The following is a 24028-nucleotide window of genomic DNA, read 5'->3' on the forward strand; positions in this document are numbered from 1 at the left end:
TCCTTGACCGGCAGCGCTTCCAGCTCGTCGAGCTGGTTGAGCAGCACGGCCTTCAGGCGCACAGCCATCGAGTGCGGGTTGCGATGCGCGCCGCCCAGCGGTTCGCGCACGACCTTGTCGACCAGGCCCAGCTCGAGCAGGCGCGGTGCGGTGAGGCCCAGGGCTTCGGCCGCGTCGCGTGCCTTCTCGGCGCTCTTCCACAGGATGGACGCGCAGCCTTCCGGCGAAATCACCGAGTACGTGGAGTACTGCAGCATGATCGTGCGGTCGCCCACGCCGATGGCCAGCGCGCCGCCCGAGCCGCCTTCACCGATCACGGTGCAGATGATCGGGGTCTTGAGGTCGGCCATTTCCAGCAGGTTGCGGGCGATGGCTTCGGACTGGCCGCGCTCTTCGGCGCCCACGCCGGGATAGGCTCCCGGGGTGTCGATCAGGGTGATCAGGGGCAGGCCGAAACGCTCGGCCATCTTCATCAGGCGCAGCGCCTTGCGGTAACCCTCGGGGCGCGGCATGCCGAAGTTGCGGCGCACCTTGCCCTTGGTATCGCGCGCCTTCTGGTGGCCAATGATCATCACCGAGCGGCCGTTGATGCGGCCCAGGCCGCCCACGATGGCGGCGTCGTCGGAGTAGGCGCGGTCGCCGGCCAGCTCATGGAACTCGTCGCACATCACGCTGATGTAATCGAGCGTGTAAGGACGACCCGGATGGCGCGACAGCTGAGTCACCTGCCAGGGCGTGAGGTTGCGGAAGATCTCGTTGGTCTTGAGCTTCAGCTTCTCGCGCAGGCGTGCGACTTCTTCGTCGATGTTGAACGCCTGCCCGTGACTGGCATGACGAAGCTCTTCAATCTTCGCGTCCAGCTCGGCGATGGGTTGTTCGAAATCGAGGAAGTTGGGATTCATTCGGTGCAGTTCATGACACGGAAGCGCGCAAGTATACCGGTCCGCGGAATTTCGCGGGAACGGGGGCGTATGGGGTTAGGAATTGGTGAAGGGCCGCTCAGATGGGGCGGTGAGGCTAGATTGGCCCCTCACCCCAGCCCTCTCCCCGSTGGGGAGAGGGAGAAGTGATGTACATCGCGAAAACCAGCAAACCAGGGGCAATGCGAAGCGAGCCTCCGCTTTAAGTCCTCAGCGATTCGGGCGCGTTGCGCAGCGCTTGGAACTACCCGCTGTGTACCCTCGGAGGTTGTCCCACAACGACGCACCTCAAGCGCTCGGGCTTATCCCAGCACGATGCTGCGGGCGTTATCAGGCCATTTTCTTTGGGTTACTTTTCTTTTGGGCCAGCAAAAGAAAAGTGACTCGGTCGGCGGCAGCCGATCGAAACGCCCGCCGCGTAGGCGGCACGCTGGCGATACGCGACAACTGAGCCGTGTCGCTACTGGATCCCGGCGTACGCCGGGATGACGACTAGGAAAGGACGCGCCGACCGGTCAATCAATCCCCCCGCGGCCGATCATCCGTCTTCACAATCCTCAACTTCGCCGCCTCCACCCCAGGCACCGCCCGAATCGCCCGCAACAACTCCGGAATAGCATCCACCCGCCACTCCTCCCCCAACTCCAGGTCCGCCTGCGCCGTATCGTTGTGATACCCGTAAAGAATCACGCTAGCGCGCCCACCCCGGTACCCAGCCAACGTCCGCCGCAGGTCCTCGATAAAACCCGGATTGACCCCGTTCAGTTTTAAACGCAGCAGGCGCGCGTAGCGGCGGCAGCCGTCGCCGAGGGTGTAGGCGCTGCGGGCGCGTAAAGCGAAGCCGCCGCCAGAGAAATCGTCGATGCGCAGGCCGCCTTCCACCACCAGCATTTCGTCGCGCGTCAGCAACGGCGCCACCTGCTGGTAGAGCTCGCCAAAGAAGCTCACCTCGATGATCCCGGTGCCGTCTTCCAGCCGCACGAAGGCGTCGCTATCGCCGCGTTTGCGGATGGCCGTGACCATGCCGGCCACGGTCCACGGTGTATCCGGGCCCCGGCGGAAACGGTTGTTGTCGCCGTCGTCGTTCTTGCGCGGCTTGGGCGGCTGGTAGCGATCGCCGATCTCGCCCAGCGGACAAGTGGATAGTTGCGCCAGCTCGTCCTTCCACGGGTCGGTGGGATGACCGGACAGGTAATGGCCTAGCGTGTCGCGCTCGCCCTGCAGCAGTTGTTCCAGCGGCCACTCGGGCACGGTAGGGAGATCGACCTGCACGACCGGGGCAACGCTGCCCATCATCGCGCCGAACATATCGTTCTGGCCGCTCTGTCGATCGCGCAGATGCTGCTCGGCCACTTTCATCGCGTTCGGCAGCTGCGCCATCAGGCTGGCGCGGTTTTCGGCGAGTGCGTCGAGCGAGCCGGAAAGAATCAGCGCTTCGAGCACGCGTCGATTGAGCTTGGTCGAATCCACGCGACGGCAGAAGTCGGGCAGGTCCTTGTACGGGCCGTTGCGCTTGCGTTCGTCCGCGATCGCTTCGCACGCGCCCTGGCCGACGCCCTTGATCGCGCCCAGGCCATAGCGGATGGTGCGCGCGCCCTGGCGACCGGTCGACGATGAGCCGTCCGCTTCCACTGCCACGAACATGAATTCGGACGCGTTGACGTCCGGCGGCAGCACCTTCAGGCCGATCGCCTTGGACTCGTCGATGAAGGTGACGGCCTTGTCGGTGTTGTCCATGTCCGACGAAATCGTCGCGGCCATGAACTCGGCCGGGTAGTGCGCCTTCAGCCACGCGGTCTGATAGGAGACCAGCGCGTATGCCGCAGCGTGCGACTTGTTGAAGCCGTAGCCSGCGAAYTTYTCCATCARGTCGAAGATGGCGTCGGCCTTGTCGCCGGTGAGTCCGTCCTTGGCGGCGCCTTCGCGGAACTTGGCGCGCTCCTTCGCCATTTCCTCGAGTTTCTTCTTGCCCATCGCGCGGCGCAGCAGGTCGGCGCCGCCSAGCGARTARCCGCCSACGATCTGCGCCATCTGCATCACCTGCTCCTGRTAGACCATGATGCCGTAGGTCTCYTTSAGSAYCGGYTCGACGCGCGGGTCGGGATAGATCACATCCTCGCGGCCATGCTTGCGCGCTACGAAGCTGGGGATCAGATCCATCGGGCCGGGGCGATACAAGGCCACCAGCGCGATGATGTCTTCGAAGCGGTCGGGCTTGGCGTCCTTGAGCATGCGCTGCATGCCGGAGGATTCGAGCTGGAACACCGCCACCGTCTGCGCTTTTTTCAGCAGGTCGTAGGTGGGTGCGTCGGTCAGCGGCAGCGCGGCGATATCCAACGGCTCTTCGCCACAAGTCTCGCGGCGCAGATTGATCGCCTTCACCGCCCAGTCGATGATGGTCAGCGTGCGCAGGCCGAGGAAGTCGAACTTCACCAGGCCKACCGCTTCCACGTCGTCCTTGTCGTACTGCGTCACCACACCCGCGCCGCCCGGTTCGCAGTACAGCGGTGCGAATTCGGTGAGCGGCTTGGGACCGATCACCACGCCGCCGGCGTGCTTGCCGACGTTGCGGGTGAGGCTTTCCAGGCTCAGCGCCAGGTCGATCAGCGTGCGCGCTTCTTCGTCCTGCTCGTAGAGTTCGCAGAACTCCTTGACGATGCGATCGGGTTCTTTCTTGGCTTTTTCCGAACGACCGAGCGCGCACTGCAAGGTGAGGTCGAGCGGGCGCGCGGGAATCAATTTGGCGATGCGGTCGACCGCGTTGTAACCCATGCCGAGCACGCGGCCGGAGTCGCGCAGCACGGCCTTCGCCGCCATCGAGCCGTAGGTGATGATCTGGCTGACGTGGTCGCGGCCGTATTTGCGCGCGACATAGTCGATCACCTCATCGCGGCGATCCATGCAGAAGTCGATGTCGAAGTCGGGCATCGACACGCGTTCGGGATTGAGGAATCGCTCGAACAGCAGGTCGAACTGGATCGGATCCAGGTCGGTGATCTTGAGCACCCACGCCACCAGCGAACCCGCGCCCGAACCGCGGCCCGGTCCGACGGGAATGCCGTTCTGCTTACCCCAGTTGATGAAGTCCGCCACGATAAGGAAGTAGCCGGGGAAGCCCATCTTGATGATGACGTCCAGCTCGCGTTCCAGTCGCGTTTCGTATTCCTCGCGCGTGCGGCCCGGCGCGACGCCGGCGAATTCGAGTCGCTCGCGCAGACCCTCGCGCGAAATTTCGCGGATATAGCTGGCCAGGTCGTGGCCTTCCGGCACCGGGAAATCAGGCAGGTAGTACGTGCCGAAATCCAGTTCCAGCGAGCAGCGCTTGGCCAGCTCGATAGTGTTTTCCAGTGCCTCGGGAAGGTCGGCGAACAGCGCCTCCATTTCTTCCGGCGACTTCAGATACTGCTGGTTGCTGTAGTCGCGCGGGCGCTTGGGATCGGCCAGCACGCGACCCTGGTTGATGCAGACGCGCGCTTCGTGCGATTCGAAGTTGTCCGCCTTGAGGAAGCGCACGTCGTTGCTGGCGATCACCGGCAGGTCGAGCTCGCTGGCCAGGGCCAGGGCGGCGGCGTTCCAGTTTTCCTCGCCGTCGCGACCGGTACGGGTCAGCTCCAGATACAGGCGATCGGCCATTTGCTGGGCGAACGGTCGCAGGCGCGCGGCCGCGTTGGTCACGCCCTGATTCACAGCGATGCGTCCGGCTTCGCTTTCTCGGCCGAGCAGGGCGATCAAGCCACGCGTCGCATCCTCAGTCAGCCAGCTGGCGTCCACCAGCGCACGACCGCTGTGCTGGCCGTCGCGCCACGCGCGCGACACCAGACGGGACAGGTTGAGATAACCCTCGCGGTCCTGGCAGACGACCGTCAGACGCCAGGGGCGCGGATCGTCCGGCGCGCTCACCCACAGGTCGCAGCCACCGATCGGCTTGATGCCGGCGGCGCTGCAGGCCTTGTAGAACTTCACCAGCGCGAACATGTTGCTGTCGTCGGTCAGCGCGACGGCTGGGATACCCAGACGCACACAGGCTTCGACCAGTCCCTTGATGCGGACAGTCGAGTCGACCAGCGAGTATTCGCTGTGCAGGTGGAGGTGAGCGAAGCGAACGGACATGGCGCACGCGCGAGATGGATGTTCAGCCTAACGGTGCGGCAGGGGAGGGGCAAGATTGACATTGCCGCCCCTACGACTTTTCCCCATGGGATCAGGAAGAAGCCGGGCCTGCGACCGCTGCCTTCGTCGCGTCCGGCGCGGGTTGGGCGAGCAATTCGTCCACTTGCGCCATGATGGTGTCCAACAAATCTTCGCCGTAGCCGGTGTAGATGTGGGCAATACGACCGTCGCGCCCGATCATGACCATGAAGGGCAGGCCGTTGATGGCGTACGGCTTGCCGATGCGGTTGTCGGGGGCATCGTAGGTCAGGACCACGTCGAGGTTCTGCCAGCGGCGGCGCAAGTCCTTGAACTTGTCGTACTCGTCGGCGTGATTGACGCCGATCACCTTGAGCTCGTCGGCGCCCTTGAGCTTTTGCAGCACGGCCAGCACGGGCAGCTCTTTGCGGCAGTAGGCGCACCAGGAGGCCCAGAAGGAAACGATCACGACTTTGCCGCGCATGCCCGACACCAGGACGTCGTGCCCGTCGCGATCGTGGCCGAGATAGTCGGGCGGAATATCGCCGGGTCCGGGTCGGGCCTGGACCAGGGTCGCAACGGCAAACGCCAGCACGGCCAGCGTCGTTCGGATCGAGTGTCGCATCGCATCTCCCCCTGGATGGGCGAAGCATAGCCGAGGCCCGGGCCGGAGCCATGGCGCCGCGCAGCCGGACCTATGGCGGTTGCAGGGAGTGGCCGGGACTGGCATGGTCGAACGCTTTATCCATCTGCACGGCGGCCTGGTGCTCGCCGGGGAAACACTGATGTCACTGATCCGATCGCTGTTCACCGCCAAACCCATCGAGGCATCGCTGACCGCCAGCGACAACCTGCGGCGTACGCTGGGCCTCAAGGATCTGATCGTGCTGGGCGTGGGTGCGGTGATCGGCGCAGGCATCTTCGTGATCACCGGGCAGGCAGCGGCTGAGCATGCCGGTCCGGCCTTGACCCTTTCGTTTGTACTGGCGGGACTCGCCGCCGCACTGGCCGCGCTGAGCTACGCGGAGTTCGCCGCCATGCTGCCGGTCTCCGGCAGTGCCTATGTCTATGCGTACGCCACCTTCGGCGAGTTGCTGGCCTGGTTCATCGGCTGGAACGTGGTGGCCGAATACCTGCTGGCGGTGTYGTCGGTGGCGGTGGGCTGGTCTGGTTACGGCGTGGGCCTGATGCACAGCATGGGCATCGATGTCCCCAGCGTGCTGGCCAATGCGCCACTGGCTTTTCACGACGGTCACTTCGTGGTGACCGGTGCCTGGATCAACCTGCCGGCGCTGCTGGTGGTAACCGCCATCACGGCCTTGCTCTACACGGGAACGCGGCAATCGACCTTGTTCGCCAGTGTGGTGGTGGTGGTCAAGGTGCTGGTGGTGATCCTGTTCGTGGTGTTTGGCCTGCAATACATCGACACCTCGCTGTGGCACCCCTATGTGCCGGCCAACCAGGGCGGCGACCATTACGGCTGGAGCGGCGTGTTCCGCGCAGCGACCAGCGTGTTCTACGCGTACATCGGCTTCGACGCGGTGGCGACGGCGGCGCAAGAGACGCGCAATCCGCAGCAGAACGTGCCCGCCGGCATCCTGATCTCGCTGGCCGTGTGCACGGTGCTCTACATCATCGTGGCGGCGGTACTGACGGGACTGGTACCGTTTGCCCAGCTCGCCACCGCCGAGCCGGTGGCGACGGCGCTGGCGGCACATCCACAGCTGGCCTGGCTCAAGCTGCTCACGCAGGTTGGCGCGGTGGCCGGCCTGACCTCGGTGATCCTGGTGATGCACCTGGGCCTGGCGCGCATTCTCTACAGCATGGCCGGCGATGGCTTGTTGCCGCGCATGTTCGGCGCCGTGCACGAGCGCTTCCAGACGCCGCATCGCACGACCGTGCTGGTCGGCCTGGTCGGCGGCGTGCTGGCGGCGGTGTTCCCGCTGAGCCTGCTCGGCGACCTGCTCTCGATGGGTACGCTGCTGGCCTTTGCCACGGTATGCGTCGGCGTGCTGGTCCTGCGTCGCACGCGTCCTGACTTGCCGCGCGGTTTCCGCGTGCCTGCCGCCGCGGTGGTATGCCCGCTGGGCGTGGCGGTCTGCCTGTTCCTGCTCGCGCAGATGAATGCCGGCAACTGGATGCTGCTGGCCGGCTGGACGGCGCTCGGCATGCTGATCTATGTCGGCTACGGCTATCGCCATAGCTTGCTGCGGGCGCGCGACTGATTTCCCATTCCAGGGCGACGATGGCGCTCCATCGTCGCCTACCTTGACGGCATCACCAGATGTGAAAGCGTTCGCTGGCGTCGTAACGGTCGAGGTAGTGCTCCAGTCCGTCCACCCTCAGCGGATGGCGGTCGTAGTCGACGTGACGGTATTCGGCCTCGGCGATCGCATTCATCTCTTCAAGCGTGAGTTGCGAGTGGGGCGTGAGGTTGGGGCTGATGTCAGGCTCGTTGGGGCGGCGGGTGGTGCTCATGACACAACTCCTGCGGTCGAATGCGCGCTTGGAGCTTGAGTGCCATGCGGCTGGGGAGACCGCATGGGCCTGCATCCCTGCATACAGGAGACACCGCACCGCGTGGAACGTTCAGCGGGTGAGGGAGCAGGCGGTGGCTTTGGCTTCCTTATCCATTCGGATGCAGCGGCGGCAAAAAAGGTTGCCTCGCCATGGCTGTCGCGTGCGGGCCGCTGCTCCATGTTTCGAGCCTAGCGTAGCGCTATTGCGAGCCGATGACGTGGGTCAATGGACATGCATGTACAGCCGCTATTTGGCCTCATCGATGCATCACCAGACGCGACTCACAAGGAGTGAGTTGGACGTCCATTCCCCTTTGGATCGTTCTAGAACAGCACGCCCTGATCCACCAGGATCTTTACCGGCGCGAAGCTGCGTCGATGATGCGGGCACGGTCCCAGCCGCTGCAGCGCGGCCAGATGGGCCGGCGTACCGTAACCCTTGTGCTCGGCGAAGCCATAGCCGGGATGCTGGCGATCGAGTTCCACCATCCAGCGGTCGCGGGTGACCTTGGCGAGGATGGATGCTGCACTGATGGCAGGCTCCAGCGCGTCGCCGCCGATGATGGCGCGTCCTGCGCAGGGCAGGTCGCGCGGTAGTGCATTGCCGTCGATCCAGGCTTCGTGAGCGCTCGGCGTAAGCCCCGCCAGCGCGCGGCTCATGCCCGTCATGGTGGCCTGGAAGATGTTGATGCGGTCGATCTCGTCGGACATCACCATCACGATGCTATAGCTCAGCGCGCGCTCGACGATTTTCTCGTACAGCGCTTCGCGTTTGGCATGCGTGAGTTTCTTGGAATCGTCCAGGCCGCGGATGCGGGGCCTGGAGGGATCCAGGATCACCGCCGCCACCGCCACCGGACCTGCCAGCGGTCCGCGGCCGGCTTCGTCGACACCGGCGATAAAGCGCACGACGGCATCGGCGTCTGGCGCTACACGACGTGTCCTGGCCTTTGCTTCAGGCACGATGCGCCTCGATCAGCTCGGCGACCGCGTCGGCCGCCAGGTCGCCGGCGTGGCCTTGCAGATCGCCGCGCAGGGCAAGATGCAATTGCTCGAACGCGGCGACAATGGCGCCACGGCGCTCGCTGTCCTGGAACAGCGCCAGCGTGGCGTCGGCCAGCTTGTCAGCGGTGAAATCGTCCTGCATCAATTCGGGCACCAGTATCACGTCCTCGCCCATGCCATTGGCGCGAGCCAGGATATTGGGCAGCGAATAGACGTCCGTCTTGAGCATGTTCAGTGCGCGCGCAATGCGGTAGCTCACCGGCGAGACCCGGTAGCCCACCACCATCGGACGCTTGGCCAGCATCGCCTCCAGCGTGGCCGTGCCGGAGGCGAGCATCACCACGTCGGCGGCGAGCATCGCTTCGTGCGCATGGCCGTCGATCAGCTGCGGCGCGCTTTCGTCGTCGGCATGGCCGATGATTTGCTTCAGGCTGGCATGCACGCGTTCGTTCGCGGCCGGCACGATGATGCGCAGGCCCGGCATCTGCGCGGCGACCTTGCGCGCCGCTTCGATGAAGGCGCTGCCAAGTTGTTTGATCTCGGAACCGCGGCTGCCCGGCAGCACGGCGAGCACCGGAACGCTGAGCGGAATACCGAGAAAATCGCGGGCGCCTATGCGATCGGAGACCAGCGCGAAACGGTCCGCCAGGGGATGGCCGACGAAGCGCGCATCGACGCCGTGACGTGCATAGATCGCCGGTTCCATCGGGAACAGGCATAGCACGCGATTCGCGCTGCGTCCGATTTTTTCCGTGCGCTTTTCGCGCCATGCCCAGACCGAAGGGCTGACGTAGTGCACGGTGCGGATGCCGGCTTCGCGCAGGCGCTTTTCGACACCGAGGTTGAAGTCGGGCGCATCGATGCCGACCACCACATCGGGTCGTGCGGCGATGATGCGCGCCACCAGTTCCTTGCGCAGCTTCAGCAGCCTGGGCAGATGCGAGACGACCTCGGCGAAGCCAAACAGCGAGAGCTCCTTGATGTCGTACCAGGAGTCGAAGCCGGTGGCCTGCATGCGCGCGCCACCGATGCCGACGAAGCGCGCCTCCGGGTAGCGGCGGCGCAGCGCGGCGACCAGGTCGGCGCCCAGCTGATCGCCGGAGTCTTCGCCGGCGATGATGGCGATGGTGGGAGCGCGTCGGGTCACCTGGTTTTCAAGCATGTCCCCAAACCCTCAAGGCCAGAGCCGTGTCCGTTGGGTTGATATGGGCGAAGCCCAGATCAACGCGCCAACGAACGCTCGCTGCGATCAAGGAACTCCAGCATGGCGCGCACGTCATCGCTGTCGTTGGCCTGCGTGCTCAGCTGCTCGCGCGCGTCGGCCAGCGTCAGGCCGGCCATGTACAGCGTGCGGTAGGCGCGCTTGATGGCGGAGATGCGCGTGGTGTCGAAACCGCGACGCTTGAGGCCTTCGCTGTTGATGCCGCGCGGACGTCCACGTTGTTCGTTGGCCATCATCACGAATGGCGGCACGTCCGAGCCCAGCAGGCAGCCCATGCCGATGAACGCGTGCGCGCCGATCTTGCAGAACTGGTGGGCGCCGGAGAAGCCGGCCATCACCACCCAGTCGCCCACTTCCACGTGGCCGGCGAGGGCGGAGTAGTTGGAGAACACCGTGTTGTTGCCGATCTGGCAATCGTGGGCGATGTGGACGTAGGCAAGAATCCAGTTGTCATTGCCGATGCGCGTGGCGCCGCCGCCGTCGCTGGTGCCGCGGTTGATGGTGACGAACTCGCGGATCAGGTTGCGATCGCCGATGATCAGCTCGGTCGGCTCGCCCTTGAACTTCTTGTCCTGCGGCGCGCCACCCAGGGAGGCGAACTGGCTGATCTGATTCTCGCGTCCGATGCGCGTGGGACCTTCGATCACCACGTGCGGACCGATCACCGTGCCTTCGCCGACATGCACGTCAGCGCCGATCACGCTGTACGCGCCGATGCTCACGTCATTGCCAATGACGGCGGAAGGATCGATCTGCGCGGTGGCATGGATCATTTGTCGGACCTCGCGGCGCACATCAGTTCGCAGCTCGCCACTTCCTTGCCGTTGACGATGGTGCGTGCCTCGAACAAGCCCATGCTGCGCAGCAGGCGCTTGAGTTCGACCTCAAGGCGCAGCTGATCGCCCGGTACCACCGGCGCGTTGAAGCGCGCGTTGTCCACCTTGGCCAGGTAGAACAGCGGGCTGCCCGTGGTGCCCTTGAGGCGGCTGGAGATCTGCGTGAGCAGGCCGGCAGCCTGGGCCATGGCTTCCACGATGAGCACGCCCGGCATCACCGGGTGGCCCGGGAAATGGCCCTGGAAGAACGGCTCGTTGATCGTCACGTTCTTGATCGCCACGGCGCTCTTGTCGGGCACCAGCTCGATCACGCGGTCGACCAGCAGGAACGGATAGCGGTGCGGCAGCAGCTGCTGGATTTGTTCCACGTTCACGGGAAGGTGGAAGGGCACGGTCAGGTCACTCATTGTTGCTGTCCTTCTCCAGCGCCGAAAGGCGGCGCACGTATTCATCGAGATGCTTGAATCGGGCTGCGTTGCGCCGCCATTGGCGGTTTTCCTGCAGTGGGACGCCCGAGGAGTATTCACCGGGCTCGCGTATGGAGTGCGTGACCAGGCTCTTGGCGGTAATGGTAACCCGGTCGGCGACTTCCAGATGGCCAAGCACGCCCGCATTGCCGCCGATCATGCAGTAACGGCCGATCTTGGCGCTGCCGGCCACGGCGGCGCAGCCAGCCAAAGCCGTGTGCGCGCCAATGTAAACGTTGTGGGCGATCTGGATCTGGTTGTCCAGGCGCACGTCTTCCTCGAGCACGGTGTCGTCCAGCGCACCGCGGTCGATGGTGGTGTTGGCGCCGATTTCGCAGTCGTCGCCGATGCGCACGCCGCCCAGTTGCGGCAGCTTGATCCAGTGGTCGCGGTCGAAGGCGAGGCCGAAGCCGTCCGAACCGATCACCGCGCCCRGATGGACCAGCACGCGCTTGCCCAGGGTGACGCGGATCACCAGGGTCACGCGGGCGACCAGGCGACATTGGGCGCCTACGGTGCACTCGGGGCCGACGATGCAATGCGGGCCGAGTATCGCCCCGTCTTCCACCACGGCGCCGTCCTCGATCACGCAGCCCGGACCGATGCTGGCGGTCGGCGCCACGCGAGCGGTGGGCGCGACCACGGCCGTGGGATGGATGCCCTGCGGCGAGGCGGGCAGGCGTTCGAACAGGGCGGCGATCTTGGCGTAGGCCACATAGGGATCACGCGCCACCAGGGCGATCACCGGGCTGTCGGCCACGTTCTCTTCGCGCATCACCACCACGCCGGCGCGGGTAGCCGTCAGTTGCGAGGCGTATTTGCTGTTGGAGAGGAAGCTCAGCTGGCTCGGGCCGGCGCCGGCAAGGGTGCCCACGCCGTCGATGACGCGGGAGCCGTCGCCGTGACACACCAGGCCAAAACGCTCGGCCAGCTCGGATACGGTGGTTTGAAAAACGCTCATGTCAGCTCCCTGCAATCGGGCCATTGTAGGGCTCCCCGCCGGGGGCATCAAAAGTGCCCGGCGCGACGCAGTCGTCGCATCAGCGATGGTGGCCACAAAAAAGAAGGCGCGGCATGGCCGCGCCTTCTGCTGTTTCAACCTTGAGCCGGTCAGCCGATCAGAACTGGCTGCCGAAGGTGAACTGGATGCGCTCCTCGTAGTGACCATCATCCGCCTGGGTGCGCAGCGGCACGGCGAAGTTGATGATCAGCGGGCCGATCGGCGCCTGCCAGTGCAGCGAGAGACCCGTGGAGACGCGCAGCGTCTTGGCCGTGAAGCTCTGGTAATCCTGGTAGGCGTTGCCGACGTCCACGAACCACGACACGCGGGCCGTGTTGATGTCCTTGAGGAACGGCAGCGGCAGGTACAGCTCGGCCGTGCCCAGCACCTTGAACGCGCCACCCAGCGGCTGTGCGTAGCTGTACACACTGCCTTGGCAGGTGCCGTTCGGCAGCGGGGTGATCGGCACCTGCTTGCCCGTGGCCGGATCGGTCACGGTGCCCACGCAGACGCGCGGACCCAGCGTGTTGTCCTGGAAGCCACGAACGTCGCGCACACCGCCGGAGTAGAAGTTCTCCCAGAACGGGAAGGTGATCTTCTCGCCGGCCGTGTAGGTGGTGCCGCCATCGTTGTCGAAGGTCTGGCCGTAGGTCTTGCCGTAACCGACCTGGCCGTCCAYGTAGAGCACGAAGCCCTTGCCGATCGGCCAGTAATGGTTCGCCTCACCCATGATCTTGTAGTACTGCACGGTGGAGCCGGGCAGTGCGATATCGGTCGACAGCGAGATCAAGCCGCCGCGGGTCGGCGCCCAGTAACCGTTGCGCGTGTCGTGGTTCCAGCCCAGCGTGGCATCCCAGGTGTGGATGGTCTGGTGGCCCAGCGCGTTCTGGTAGTCGATCAGCACCTGCGGCGAGTAGTTGGCCGTCTGCGTGACGGTGTTGCCGTTCTCGTCGACGGTCAGGTACTGGTAGCTGAGGTTGATCTTGTTGCTGCTGAGGCCCAGACCCGCGCGGATGTTGTCCGTTTCGGAAATCGGGAAGCTCAGGAAGCTGGAGAACGACTTCATCGAACTTTCGTAGTTGACGAAGTCGCTGTTGGTGTCGCCGTAGTTGCTCTTGGTGTAACCGGCGTTATAGCCGATACCCACGCCGCTATCGGTGAGGTAGGGGTTGAAGTAGCTGGCGTTGATGCTGGTGGAGTAGTCGCTGCGCGATGCGCCCACGGTGAAGCTGTCACCGGTGCCCATGAAGTTGTTCTGCGACACCGACGCGGACAGGATGATGCCCGAGTACTGCGAATAGCCCACGCCGAACATCAGGCTGCCGGCGGACTGTTCTTCCACCTTCACGGTCAGGTCGACCTGGTCTTCGGTGCCCGGCACCAGCGCCTTGTCGATGTTGACCGTCTTGAAATAGCCCAGGCGCTGCAGGCGGATCTTGGAGCGGTCGATCGCCGGTTGCGAGAACCAGCTGCCTTCCAGCTGGCGCATTTCGCGGCGCATCACGTCGTCTTCCGTGCGGGTGTTGCCCTGGAAGATCACGCGGCGCACGTACACGCGCTTGCCCGGCTCGATGTAGAGCGTGAGGTCGACGGTACGCTTGTCCTTGTCCAGCTTCGGCACCGGCGTCACCTTGGCGAACGCATAACCGATGCTGGCCAGGATGGTCTTGATCGCGTTGGTGCTCGCTTCGATCGCCTTGCGATTGAAGGTGTCGCCCTTGTGCACATACACCAGCTGATGCAGCGAGTCCTCGGGGAGGACCAGCTCACCAAGCAGATGCACGTCGGAGATGGTGTAGATATCGCCTTCCTTGACGCTGGCGGCGATGTACATCGAGCGCTTGTCCGGCGCAATCGTCACCTGCGTGGAGTCGACGCCAAAGTCGGCGTAGCCGCGGTCCATGTAGTAGGACTGCAGCTTTTCCAGGTCGCCGGAAAGCTTTTCGCGCGAGTACTGGTCGTCCTTCGAATACCACGACAGCATGTTGGACGTGCTCGACTCGAAACCCTTGCGGATTTCCTTGTCGGTGAACGCCTTGTTGCCGACGATGTTGATTTCCTTGATCTTCGCGACCTTGCCTTCGCGAATTTCAATGTCGACGGCCACGCGGTTGCGATCGAGGTTGGTCACGTGCGGATCGACCGACACGTTGTACTTGCCGCGGTTGTAGTACTGGCGAACCAGTTCCTGCTGCACGCGATCGAGCGACAGGCGGTCGAAGGTCTCACCTTCGGACAGGCCGATTTCCTTCAGGCCCTTGCGCAGATCCTCTTCTTTGATGTCCTTGTTGCCGCGCAGGGTGAGCTTGGCGATCGAGGGACGCTCGACCACCTTGATGACCATGATGTCGCCTTCGCGATCGATTTCGACATCGCTGAAGAACTTGGTCTGATAAAGCGCACGGATGGCGCGCTGGGCGCCATCGTTGGTCAGGCGGTCGCCGCGGTTGACCGGCAGGTAGTTGAGTACCGTGCCAGCGGAAATGCGGCTGAGGCCATCGATGCGGATATCGGAAACGACGAAGGGCTCGAAAGCGAGGACATTGGCGGACAGTGAGGCAAGCAGGATCAGGGCGGCGATACGCTTCATCGTCGATTCCGTTGGTTTATTCCGATAGGACGGCTTTTTAGGGCCGCCCCGATCAATACGTGAAGCCAGGACAAGCCCAGCCTTGAAAGGGTGCTTGCATCTTCCCCAGATGCACCGGGTAAACCACCGCCATGTTTCCGTAGCAAGCGCGTGATCGCGCACGCTGCAGATACGGCTGTCCGTCGGACGTCGCGCGACTTTCGGCAAAGCCGGTGCGCGTCACGAGGGCAGGAAGCGATGGATGTCGTTGTAGAAAGCCAATCCCATTAACGTGAACAACATGACCAGGCCGACATACTGACCTGCCATCATCGCACGTTCGCTGACGGGACTGCCTTTGACCAACTCAATAAGGTAATACAGCAGCCAACCACCGTCCAAGACCGGTATCGGCATCAGGTTGAGGATCGCAAGACTTAGCGACACCATGGCCAGGAAGCTGAAGAACCAGCCGATCCCCATGCTCGCCGAGGCGTTGGCCACCTGGGCGATGCCGATGACGCCGGAAAGGTTCTTGGTGGATGCCTGTCCGGTCAGCATCTTGCCGATCATGTTGAAGGTGGAGGCGGCGCTGTTCCAGGTGGTTTCCAGCGACGCACCGACGGCCTTCAGCGGGCCATAGCGAAGTACGGCCGGTTCGCGCTGGGCGAACTGCACGCCGATCACCCAGTTGGTCGGCTGACCTTCCAGCGACTCCATGCGGGCCGTGACGGACAGCGGAATGGTCTTGCCGTTGCGCTCCACCACGATGGCCAGGGTCGGCGACTTGGCCGCCTGCTCCGGCACCAGTCGCTGGAATTGCTCGTAGCTGTCCACGGCGGTGCCGTTGAGGCTGGTGACGCGGTCGCCGCCCTGCATGCCGCCCACCGAGGCAGGCTTACCCGGAAGCACGATGCCAACGAGAGCTGGCGAAGGAGCCAGCTTGAGGCCGAGCTGGTCCAGGTATTGCCCGATGTCCTGACCGGCCGGCAGCTGGTTCAGCGGCAACGTGAGGTTGCGCGTGCTGCCGTCGGTGCCGCGAACTTCCATGGGCAGCGGATCGCGGCCGAGCATGGCGTTGGCGACGACATCCATGGAGTCGCTCCAGGTGGCCACCACGTGGCCACCCACACTCAGGATGCGGTCACCGGTGCGCACACCGGCGTCGGCGGCCATGCTCTTGGGCGCAGCGTCGACGACCGGCGCAACGTCCGGCTTGCCCACCAGGAACATCAGCCAGAACGCAAACAGGGTGAAGATGAGATTGAAGGCGGGGCCGGCGGCGACAATCGCAATGCGCTGCCATACCGGCTTGGCGGTGAATTCCTGGCCGGCGAGGGCGGGATCGACCTCGCCTTCGCGGGCGTCCAGCATCTTCACGTAGCCGCCCAGGGGGATCATGGCAACCTGGTACTCGGTGCCGTCCTTGCCGATGCGCTTCCAGATCGCCTTGCCGAAGCCCACGGAAAAACGCAGCACCTTGACGCCGCAACGCCGTGCTACCCAGTAGTGTCCAAATTCGTGAAAGGTCACCAGCACGCCTAGCGTGACGAGTAACCAAAACACTGAGCCAAATACACTATTCATCGGTGAGAGCTTATCAGGCTTGTCAGCAAGCGTTGCGAAGGATGCGGCGGGCGGCCTCGCGGGCCGTGCGGTCGCGTTCATTCAGGGTCTGGACATCGACCACAGCTTGCGCCGGCAGTTCCGTAAGCACGCTCTCAACGAGATCGGCGATGCCCAGGAAGGGCAGCCCGCCGGCCAGGAAAGCCTCGACGGCAACCTCGTTGGCGGCGTTGAGAATGGCCGTGGCATCGCCGCCCGCCCGCAGCGCCTGGAAGGCCAGCGCAAGGCAGCGGAACGTGGCCAGATCAGGCTGCTGGAACGTCAGCGGAGCGCAGGCGGCCAGGTCCAGCGGCGCCACACCCGCTTCGATGCGCGCCGGCCACGCCAGCGCATGGGCGATCGCCGTACGCATGTCCGGATTGCCCAGTTGGGCCAGCACCGAACCGTCGACGTATTCGACCATCGAATGCACCAGGCTCTGCGGGTGCACCAGCACGTCGATCACGTCCGGGGCGGCGCCAAACAAATGGTGCGCCTCGATGACTTCCAGGCCCTTGTTCATCAGGGTGGCCGAATCCACCGAAATCTTGCGTCCCATCACCCAGTTGGGGTGCTTGCAGGCCTGCTCCGGGGTGACCCCTGCAAGTTCGGCGCGCGTACGGCCACGGAACGGGCCGCCGGAGGCAGTCAAGATGAGACGGCGCACGCCGCTGGCGGCCAGGTTGGGACGGCCGCCCGGCAGGCACTGGAAGATGGCGTTGTGTTCCGAATCGACCGGAATCAACTCGCCGCCGCCGACCGCTAGCGCGTCCAGCAGCAGCGCGCCGGCCATCACGATGGATTCCTTGTTGGCCAGCAGCAGGCGCTTGCCGCTACGTGCGGCGGCGAGCGTGGAGTCCAGTCCGGCGGCGCCGACGATGGCCGCCACCACGGTGTCGCACAGGTCGCCCGAGACAGCCTGGGTAACAGCGTCATGGCCGCTGGCAACGTCACAGCGCACGCCAGCCGCGGTTAGGCGGCGAACCAGCTCGGCTTCGAGCGTCGGATCGGCGATGACGGCAAGTTCGGGCTGGAAGCGGACGCACAGCTCGGCCAGCGCAGCGACATTGCTGTGCGCCGCCAGCACGGTGGCGCGAAAGCGGTCGGGATGGCGGGCAATCACATCCAGCGTGCTGCCACCGATCGAGCCGGTCGCACCCAGTACCGCCACCTTGCGCAAGCTATGACTCATAGACCCAGCAGAAGCATGCCGGCAGCGAACACCGGCATCGCGGCGAACACGCTGTCCAGGCGATCAAGCAGGCCGCCATGACCGGGGAACAGGTTACCCGAATCCTTCACGGCGGCATGGCGCTTCATCAGGCTCTCGAAAAGGTCGCCCACGATCGAGRCCACCACGACGAACACCGACAGCACCAACAGGCCAATGAGCTTGCCGCCACTGACGCCGAGCAGCGAACCACCGACGCCGGCGACGATGGCGCCAGCCACGAAGGCGCCGTAGACACCCGCCCAGGTCTTGCCGGGGCTGATGGTGGGAGCGAGCTTGCGACGGCCGAACTGGCGGCCGCTGAAATACGCGCCGATATCGGCAGCCCACACGATCAGCAGCGCGAGCATGGTCCACCAGTTGCCGCGGTCTGCCGCGCCATGAATGGTCACGGCGGCGATCCACGCCGGCACGATGGTCAGCAGGCCGGCGCCCAGCTTGATCAGCATGTTTTCGCGCGTGGGCGCGGCACCGAAGGCGAAGTGGCGCAGCCATTGGCCCACCACGATCCACCAGCTCACGCCGATGCCGATCAGCACCGGCCAGGTGATGCCGGCGCGCACGTACCAGCACAGCGCGAAGATCGCGGCGGTGAGCACCAGCAGGGCGGCGCGTGCGGCGTTTTCCTTCAGGCCCGACAGCCGGGTCCATTCCCACATCGCGGCAAGAAAGGCGAGAGCGACGATCGCCGCAAACAGGCCCGTCGGCGCCAGCAGGATCAGGGCGATCACCAGCGGGGCGAGCAGCAATGCGGTCAAGGTGCGCTGGAGCAGCATGAATGTCCTTACGCCTGTTTGGCGACTTGGTCGCCGGTCTTGCCGAATCGGCGTTCGCGGCGTGCGTAATCGTCGATGGCGCTCTTCAAGCAAGCCTCGTCGAAATCGGGCCACAGGGTATCGGTAAAGTGCAGCTCCGCGTAGGCAAGCTGCCACAAAAGAAAGTTGCTGACGCGGCATTCGCCGCCGGTTCGGATAAACAGATCCAGCGGTGGCAGTTCGGCCAGGCACATGCCCTGGCCAAGCGTGGTTTCGTTGATGTCCTCGGCGCGCAGCTCGCCGTGTGCCACCGCTTCGGCGGCCTTGCGCGCTGCCTGCACGATGTCCCAGCGACCGCCGTAGCTCACGGCAATATTCAGATGCAGCGCCTCGTTGCCGGCGGTGCGCGCCATCGCGACCAGCATGCGCTGGCGCAGGCCGGCTTCGAAACTGTCCAGGTCACCGACGAAGCGAATGCGCACGCCGTTGCCGTGCAGTTCGTCCACTTCCTTGTCCAGCGCGCGCACGAACAATTCCATCAGCGCGCCGACTTCATCCTGCGGGCGCTGCCAGTTCTCGCTGGAAAACGCGAACAGCGTGAGCACCTTGACGCCCTGGCGCAGACAGCTTTCGACCACGTTGCGCACGGCCTTGCGGCCGGCGTTGTGGCCGAATGTGCGCGGTCGGTGGCGCAGCTTCGCCCAGCGACCGTTGCCATCCATCACGATGGCAACGTGGCGCGGTGTCCGCGCGGGATCGGCGCTGGTCATGGGCAGGCGCTCAGAGCGATGGCGCTTAGAGCGCCATCAGCTCCTCTTCCTTGTTCTTGACGACGCCGTCGACGTCTTTGACGAAGCGATCGGTCAGCTTCTGGATTTCGTCCTCGGCCTTGCGCTCGTCGTCTTCCGTGATCAGCTTTTCCTTGAGCAGATCCTTGACCTGCTGCATGGCGTCGCGACGCACGTTGCGGATGGCGATCTTGGCGTCCTCGCCTTCATGCGCCACGTGCTTGGCCAGTTCGCGGCGGCGCTCTTCGGTGAGCGGCGGCATGTTGAGGCGGATGGTGAGGCCCGAGGTGTTCGGCGTGATGCCGACGTCCGAGGCCATGATGGCTTTTTCGATCGGGCCGACCAGGGTCTTTTCGAACGGGGTGATGATGATGGAGCGCGAATCGCCCAGCGCCACCGTGGCCACCTGGTTCAGCGGCATGTCCGAGCCGTAGTACGGCACCTTGATGCCGTCGACCAGGGCGGTGCTCGCGCGACCCGTGCGCAGGCGCATCAGGTTGTGCTTGAGCGAGTCGATGCTCTTGCCCATGCGGGTCTGGGCATCGTTCTTGATGTCGTTAAGCATGGGAAACCCCTCAAACCGTGCAAGCCCGCGAGTATAGCAGGGGCCCATGAGGGCGGGGCGGGGGAGTGGGTCGTGGCGACGGCTCGGGGTGAGGGATGGTTGTCAGGGATGTGGGGTGAGCAGCGTCCCCGCGACTCACCCCCAGCTCCTCACTCAATTCCTCAGTCGTCTGACACCAGCGTGCCGATCGCCTCGCCCTGCATGATGCGCATGAGGTTGCCGGGCACTGTCATGTCGTAGATGCGCAGCGGCATGCCGTGGTCGCGGCACAGCGCAATGGCGGCGGTATCCATCACGGCCAGCTTGCCCTCGATCACCTGGTCGTAGGTGAGCGTGTCGTAGCGCGTGGCGTCCTTGTGTCGAGCCGGATCGGCGGTGTAGACGCCATCCACCTTGGTGGCCTTCAGCAGCAGGTCCGCGCCCACTTCCACGGCGCGCAGCGCGGCGGCCGAGTCGGTGGTGAAGAACGGATTGCCAGTGCCGGCCGCGAACAAGACGATGCGGCCCTTTTCGATATGGCGGATCGCGCGGCGGCGGATGAAGTCTTCGGATACGTCGTGGATCTGGATCGCACTCATCACGCGGGCAAAGCCGCCGCGACGCTCGATGGCGTCCTGCATGGCCAGTGCGTTCATCACGGTGGCCAGCATGCCCATGTGGTCGCCGGTGACGCGGTCCATGCCGGCGGCTGCCAGGCCCGCGCCGCGGAAGATGTTGCCACCACCGATGACTACGCCGATCTGAATGCCTGCCCTTTGGACTTCGATGATTTCGTCGGCGAGGCGGCCGATCACTTTCGGGTCGATGCCGTAGTCGGCCTCGCCCATGAGGGCTTCACCGGAGAGTTTGAGCAGGATGCGGCGGTAATTAAGCGGTGCGCTCATGGGGTCTCCGGATTGTGTGGGCAAAACGCGCGTATTGTAACGGCAGTGACGCGAACGGGTAAGGGTTGCGTGCCGTGACGGGGGAAGAAAAGCCGGCTGCACCGTGGGGGCGGGGGAGGGGCGCCGCACGCTTGGCGCGGCGGCAGGCTTTCATAAAAAAAGAAGCCGCGGTTGCCCGCGGCTTCTTCGAGACTTCCTGCAATGGGAGGCCTTAGACCTGCATCGCCTTGGCCACTTCGGCCAGATAGTCTTCCTGCACCTTCTCGATGCCTTCGCCGACGGCCAGGCGGACCACGGCCACGACGTCAGCGCCTTCCTTCTTCAGGACATCGCCGACGGTGACATTGGTGTCCAGCACGTAGGGCTGGCCGACCAGGGTCACTTCCGACACGATCTTGTTGATCTTGCCGGAGATGATCTTCTCGAGGATGTCGGCCGGCTTGGCCTTGTCCTTGTCGGTCATCTGGCTCAGCGCGATGTCCTTTTCCTTCGCGATGAACTCGGCCGGGACGTGCTCCGGCTTGATGTGCGGCGGGTTCATGGCAGCCACGTGCATGGCGATGCCCTTGGCCAGCTCTTCCGAGCCGCCCTTGAGCGCCACGATCACGCCGATCTTGCCGCCGTGCGAATAGGTGGCCAGCGGGCCATCGTTCGCGACGTGGGCAATACGGCGCACTTCGATCTTCTCGCCAATGGTGGCGGTCTGGGACTTGGCGGCAGCTTCGACGCTGTCGGCGCCCGGGAAGGCGGCAGCCTTGGCGGCGTCGATGTCGGCAGCGCCCGAGGCCAGCACGGCTTCGGCCACTTCGTTGGTGAACTGCACGAAATTCGGCGCCTTGGCGACGAAATCGGTTTCGCTGTTCACTTCGACCAGCACGGCGTTGCCGTTGCCCTGGGCGGTCGCGATGCGGCCTTCGGCGGCSACGCGGTCAGCCTTCTTGTCGGCCTTGGCCAGGCCGGTCTTGCGCAGGTATTCCACAGCGGCGTCGATGTCGCCGTTGTTCTCGACCAGCGCCTTTTTGCAATCCATCATGCCGGCGCCGGAGCGCTCGCGCAGTTCGCTAACCAGTTTTGCGGAAATGGCGGTCATCTGGGTTCCTCAAAAGCTTTGATGCGCCCCGACCCTTGCGGGCCGGGGCAGGGAAGGCTTACTCGCCGTCCGACGACGGCTCGTCGGCGCGACCGCGGCCACCACGGCCACCGTCACGACGCGGCGCGCCAGCGCCCTTCTTGGCCGGACCACGGTTGTTGCGGTCGTCACGGCGCGGGGCAGCCTTGCGCTCGTCCTTGGCCACCGGGTTGCCTTCTTCGTCCAGCTCAACGAACTCGTTGGCGTCGCCCTGGGCGGCAGCCGGCGCAGCGGCCTTGCCTTCCAGGATCGAGTCGGCAGCGGCACGGGCGTACAGCTGGATGGCGCGGATGGCGTCGTCGTTACCCGGGATGGCGTAATCGACCAGTTCCGGGTTGTAGTTGGTGTCGACCACGGCGATCACCGGGATGCCAAGCTTCTTGGCTTCCTGCACGGCGATGTCTTCGTGACCGATGTCGATGATGAACAGCGCGTCGGGCAGACGGTTCATGTCCTTGATGCCGCCCAGCGAATTCTGCAGCTTGTCGCGCTCGCGGCGGCGGGCCAGCACTTCGTGCTTGACCAGCTTCTCGAAGCTGCCGTCGGTTTCAGCGGCTTCCAGTTCCTTCAGGCGGGCAACCGACTGCTTCACGGTGCGGAAGTTGGTCAGCATGCCGCCGAGCCAGCGGGCGGTCACGAACGGCATACCGGCGCGCGCGGCTTCTTCAGCCAACGGCTCACGGGCCGAACGCTTGGTGCCGACGAACAGGACGGTGCCACGCTTCTGGGCGATGGCCGACAGGAAATTCATCGCGTCGGTGAAGAGCGGGAGCGTCTTCTCGAGGTTGATGATGTGGATCTTGCCGCGGGCGCCAAAGATGTACGGAGCCATCTTSGGGTTCCAGTAACGGGTCTGGTGACCGAAATGCACGCCAGCTTCGAGCATTTGGCGCATGGTGACTTGAGCCATGGTGTAACTCCAAATTGTTGGGTCGGCCCTGAAAGGCGATTGACCCGGGGGGTTGGGACCTCCACGCATCCCCGACTTCGACCCCGGCAGCCCGTTATGATTGGGTAGGCTGACCAAGGCACCCCGAAGACGGTGCCGATGCGTGTGTGGCGTTTAAGTGTCCGATCAAGGACTTGTGGGGGTTGCACCGCAAGGCGGTTACAATCTCCCTCGCTCTGCGACGACCGTCTGGACCCATGGAAAGGGACGCGTCGGGTCAGCAAAACTTCGAAATTGTAGCCGGTGCGCCGGCGATGCGGCAAGTCGCTGGATTTTCAGCAGGTTTGCCGCCATGTGAGTAGAACTATGGCAGTCACCCTTAAAACCCCCGAAGACATCCAGGCCATGCGCGAGGCCGGCAAGCTGGCCGCCGAAGTGCTTGCCATGCTCAAGGAGCATGTAAAGCCCGGCGTGACCACCGAAGACCTCGATCGGCTGGCCTACGAGCACATCGTCAATGTGCAGAAGGCGATCCCGGCCAACGTGGGCTACAACGGCTTTCCCAAGACGTTGTGCACCTCGGTCAACCATGTGATCTGCCACGGCATTCCGACGCCGGGCAAAGTCCTCAAGGACGGCGACATCATCAATCTCGATGTCACCGTCATCAAGGACGGCTGGCATGGCGATACCAGCCGCATGTATTTCGTCGGCACCCCGTCGGTGCTGGCCAAGCGCCTGGTGGACACCACTTATGAAGCGATGATGCACGGCATCCAGGCGGTGCGCCCGGGCGCGACGCTGGGCGACATCGGCGCGGCGATCCAGAAGCACGCGGAAGCGGCCGGTTTCTCGGTGGTGCGCGAGTACTGCGGGCACGGCATCGGCAAGGTCTATCACGATGAGCCGCAGATCCTGCATTACGGGCGTCCGAGCACGGGCCTGGAGCTGAAGAAGGGCATGACCTTCACGGTCGAGCCGATGATCAATGCGGGCAAGCCGCAGACCAAGCAGCTGCCGGATGGCTGGACGGTGGTGACCAAGGATCACTCGTTGTCGGCGCAGTGGGAGCACACGATTGCGGTGACGGATGATGGGTTTGAGATTTTGACGCCTTGGCCGGATGCGGCTTGAGGTTGTTGGATTTTTGATGGTTGAGGGAAGGTCGCTGCGGCGGCCTTTCTTTTTGGCTCATCCTTTTTGATCGTCATCCCGGCGCAGGCCGGGATCCAGAGCCTCGGTATTTGGTTGTCGCCTCTCCGCCAGCGTGCCGCCTACGACGCGAAGCTAGTCCCTGTGGGACGCGGCGGGCGTTTCGATCGGCTGCCGCCGCTCGAGTCACTTTTCTTTTGCTGGCCCAAAAGATCCCMCGGGACTAGCTTCGCGTCGAAAGTAACCCAAAGAAAATGGCCTGATAACGCCCGAAGCATCGTGTTGCGATAAGCCCGAACGCTCGAGGCGCGTCGTTGTGGGACAACCTCCGAGGGTACACAGCGGGTACTGCAAAGCGCTGCGC

The 24028-nt window shown here is 64.4% G+C and carries 20 protein-coding genes; 2 read left to right on the forward strand and 18 right to left on the reverse strand.

The window, feature by feature from the left end; genetic code table 11:
- The 3 genes from AC1DMG_RS09300 to AC1DMG_RS09310 form a co-directional block, all read right to left on the reverse strand.
- Nucleotides 1-902 (reverse strand): acetyl-CoA carboxylase carboxyltransferase subunit alpha (locus AC1DMG_RS09300; protein WP_477180441.1); only part of this gene is annotated, 902 nt, incomplete at its 3' end.
- A gap of 537 nt (nt 903-1439) precedes the next feature.
- Nucleotides 1440-5030 carry a DNA polymerase III subunit alpha gene (dnaE, locus tag AC1DMG_RS09305; protein ID WP_477180442.1) on the reverse strand — a complete coding sequence of 1197 codons (3591 nt, stop codon included), beginning with the start codon at nt 5028-5030 and terminating at the stop codon, nt 1440-1442.
- Nucleotides 5031-5121: 91 nt separating this feature from the next.
- Nucleotides 5122-5643 carry a TlpA family protein disulfide reductase gene (locus tag AC1DMG_RS09310; RefSeq protein ID WP_477178079.1) on the reverse strand — a complete coding sequence of 174 codons (522 nt, stop codon included), beginning with the start codon at nt 5641-5643 and terminating at the stop codon, nt 5122-5124.
- Nucleotides 5644-5833: 190 nt separating this feature from the next.
- On the opposite strand from AC1DMG_RS09310, the gene AC1DMG_RS09315 reads away from it, so the two are divergent.
- Nucleotides 5834-7273 carry an amino acid permease gene (locus AC1DMG_RS09315; RefSeq protein ID WP_477180446.1) on the forward strand — a complete coding sequence of 480 codons (1440 nt, stop codon included), beginning with the start codon at nt 5834-5836 and terminating at the stop codon, nt 7271-7273.
- A 52-nt stretch (nt 7274-7325) separates the two neighbouring features.
- Here the strand turns inward: AC1DMG_RS09315 and AC1DMG_RS09320 are convergent, their stop codons facing one another.
- The 15 genes from AC1DMG_RS09320 to rpsB form a co-directional block, all read right to left on the reverse strand.
- Entirely contained in the window at nt 7326-7526 is a 201-nt protein-coding gene (locus AC1DMG_RS09320) for a hypothetical protein (RefSeq protein WP_441605256.1), read from the reverse strand.
- A gap of 365 nt (nt 7527-7891) precedes the next feature.
- A complete protein-coding gene (locus AC1DMG_RS09325) occupies nt 7892-8530 on the reverse strand; it encodes a ribonuclease HII (RefSeq protein ID WP_441605255.1) in 639 nt (212 codons plus the stop codon).
- Nucleotides 8523-9734: a lipid-A-disaccharide synthase gene (lpxB, locus tag AC1DMG_RS09330; RefSeq protein WP_477176708.1), complete on the reverse strand. Its 1212-nt coding sequence runs from the start codon at nt 9732-9734 to the stop codon at nt 8523-8525. The genes AC1DMG_RS09325 and lpxB overlap by 8 nt, the downstream gene beginning before the upstream one ends.
- 59 nt (nt 9735-9793) lie before the next feature.
- Nucleotides 9794-10567 carry an acyl-ACP--UDP-N-acetylglucosamine O-acyltransferase gene (gene lpxA / locus AC1DMG_RS09335; protein ID WP_441605253.1) on the reverse strand — a complete coding sequence of 258 codons (774 nt, stop codon included), beginning with the start codon at nt 10565-10567 and terminating at the stop codon, nt 9794-9796.
- The gene (gene fabZ / locus AC1DMG_RS09340; protein WP_046972869.1) at nt 10564-11037 is read right to left on the reverse strand and encodes a 3-hydroxyacyl-ACP dehydratase FabZ; all 474 of its coding nucleotides are present in this window, start codon (nt 11035-11037) and stop codon (nt 10564-10566) included. Before fabZ ends, lpxA begins: the two co-directional genes overlap by 4 nt.
- Nucleotides 11030-12058 (reverse strand): UDP-3-O-(3-hydroxymyristoyl)glucosamine N-acyltransferase, encoded by a 1029-nt coding sequence (gene lpxD / locus AC1DMG_RS09345; RefSeq protein ID WP_477180443.1) that lies wholly within the window; start codon nt 12056-12058, stop codon nt 11030-11032. The genes fabZ and lpxD overlap by 8 nt, the downstream gene beginning before the upstream one ends.
- 157 nt (nt 12059-12215) lie before the next feature.
- Nucleotides 12216-14687, reverse strand: coding sequence for an outer membrane protein assembly factor BamA (bamA, locus tag AC1DMG_RS09350; protein ID WP_477180444.1), 2472 nt, complete (start codon nt 14685-14687; stop codon nt 12216-12218).
- Between the two features lie 219 nt (nt 14688-14906).
- Nucleotides 14907-16253 carry an RIP metalloprotease RseP gene (gene rseP, locus AC1DMG_RS09355; RefSeq protein WP_477178081.1) on the reverse strand — a complete coding sequence of 449 codons (1347 nt, stop codon included), beginning with the start codon at nt 16251-16253 and terminating at the stop codon, nt 14907-14909.
- Between the two features lie 22 nt (nt 16254-16275).
- The gene (locus tag AC1DMG_RS09360; protein WP_477176706.1) at nt 16276-17463 is read right to left on the reverse strand and encodes a 1-deoxy-D-xylulose-5-phosphate reductoisomerase; all 1188 of its coding nucleotides are present in this window, start codon (nt 17461-17463) and stop codon (nt 16276-16278) included.
- Nucleotides 17460-18278 (reverse strand): phosphatidate cytidylyltransferase, encoded by an 819-nt coding sequence (locus AC1DMG_RS09365; RefSeq protein WP_477180445.1) that lies wholly within the window; start codon nt 18276-18278, stop codon nt 17460-17462. Before AC1DMG_RS09365 ends, AC1DMG_RS09360 begins: the two co-directional genes overlap by 4 nt.
- Nucleotides 18279-18286: 8 nt before the next feature.
- Entirely contained in the window at nt 18287-19027 is a 741-nt protein-coding gene (gene uppS, locus AC1DMG_RS09370) for a polyprenyl diphosphate synthase (protein WP_477176705.1), read from the reverse strand.
- A 25-nt stretch (nt 19028-19052) separates the two neighbouring features.
- Nucleotides 19053-19610 carry a ribosome recycling factor gene (gene frr / locus AC1DMG_RS09375; RefSeq protein WP_441605246.1) on the reverse strand — a complete coding sequence of 186 codons (558 nt, stop codon included), beginning with the start codon at nt 19608-19610 and terminating at the stop codon, nt 19053-19055.
- Nucleotides 19611-19771: 161 nt separating this feature from the next.
- The gene (gene pyrH / locus AC1DMG_RS09380; RefSeq protein WP_441605245.1) at nt 19772-20494 is read right to left on the reverse strand and encodes a UMP kinase; all 723 of its coding nucleotides are present in this window, start codon (nt 20492-20494) and stop codon (nt 19772-19774) included.
- A gap of 211 nt (nt 20495-20705) precedes the next feature.
- Nucleotides 20706-21584, reverse strand: coding sequence for a translation elongation factor Ts (tsf, locus tag AC1DMG_RS09385; protein WP_441605244.1), 879 nt, complete (start codon nt 21582-21584; stop codon nt 20706-20708).
- Between the two features lie 58 nt (nt 21585-21642).
- Nucleotides 21643-22533, reverse strand: a complete 891-nt coding sequence (gene rpsB, locus AC1DMG_RS09390; RefSeq protein WP_441605243.1) for a 30S ribosomal protein S2 — start codon at nt 22531-22533, stop codon at nt 21643-21645.
- A 345-nt stretch (nt 22534-22878) separates the two neighbouring features.
- Here rpsB and map point away from each other — a divergent pair, with 345 nt between their 5' ends.
- Nucleotides 22879-23646, forward strand: a complete 768-nt coding sequence (gene map, locus AC1DMG_RS09395) for a type I methionyl aminopeptidase (protein WP_046973047.1) — start codon at nt 22879-22881, stop codon at nt 23644-23646.
- The last annotated feature ends 382 nt before the right edge of the window (nt 23647-24028 follow it).

The organism is Dyella sp. 01N36 (assembly GCF_056399745.1).

Excerpts from the sequence above, each read along its gene's own strand:
- AC1DMG_RS09320 (WP_441605256.1), bottom strand. The coding sequence starts at position 7,526 with ATGAGCACCACCCGCCGCCCCAACGAGCCTGACATCAGCCCCAACCTC.
- lpxB (WP_477176708.1), bottom strand. The coding sequence starts at position 9,734 with ATGCTTGAAAACCAGGTGACCCGACGCGCTCCCACCATCGCCATCATC.
- lpxA (WP_441605253.1), bottom strand. The coding sequence starts at position 10,567 with ATGATCCATGCCACCGCGCAGATCGATCCTTCCGCCGTCATTGGCAAT.
- fabZ (WP_046972869.1), bottom strand. The coding sequence starts at position 11,037 with ATGAGTGACCTGACCGTGCCCTTCCACCTTCCCGTGAACGTGGAACAA.
- rseP (WP_477178081.1), bottom strand. The coding sequence starts at position 16,253 with ATGAATAGTGTATTTGGCTCAGTGTTTTGGTTACTCGTCACGCTAGGC.
- AC1DMG_RS09360 (WP_477176706.1), bottom strand. The coding sequence starts at position 17,463 with ATGAGTCATAGCTTGCGCAAGGTGGCGGTACTGGGTGCGACCGGCTCG.
- uppS (WP_477176705.1), bottom strand. The coding sequence starts at position 19,027 with ATGACCAGCGCCGATCCCGCGCGGACACCGCGCCACGTTGCCATCGTG.
- frr (WP_441605246.1), bottom strand. The coding sequence starts at position 19,610 with ATGCTTAACGACATCAAGAACGATGCCCAGACCCGCATGGGCAAGAGC.
- pyrH (WP_441605245.1), bottom strand. The coding sequence starts at position 20,494 with ATGAGCGCACCGCTTAATTACCGCCGCATCCTGCTCAAACTCTCCGGT.
- map (WP_046973047.1), top strand. The coding sequence starts at position 22,879 with ATGGCAGTCACCCTTAAAACCCCCGAAGACATCCAGGCCATGCGCGAG.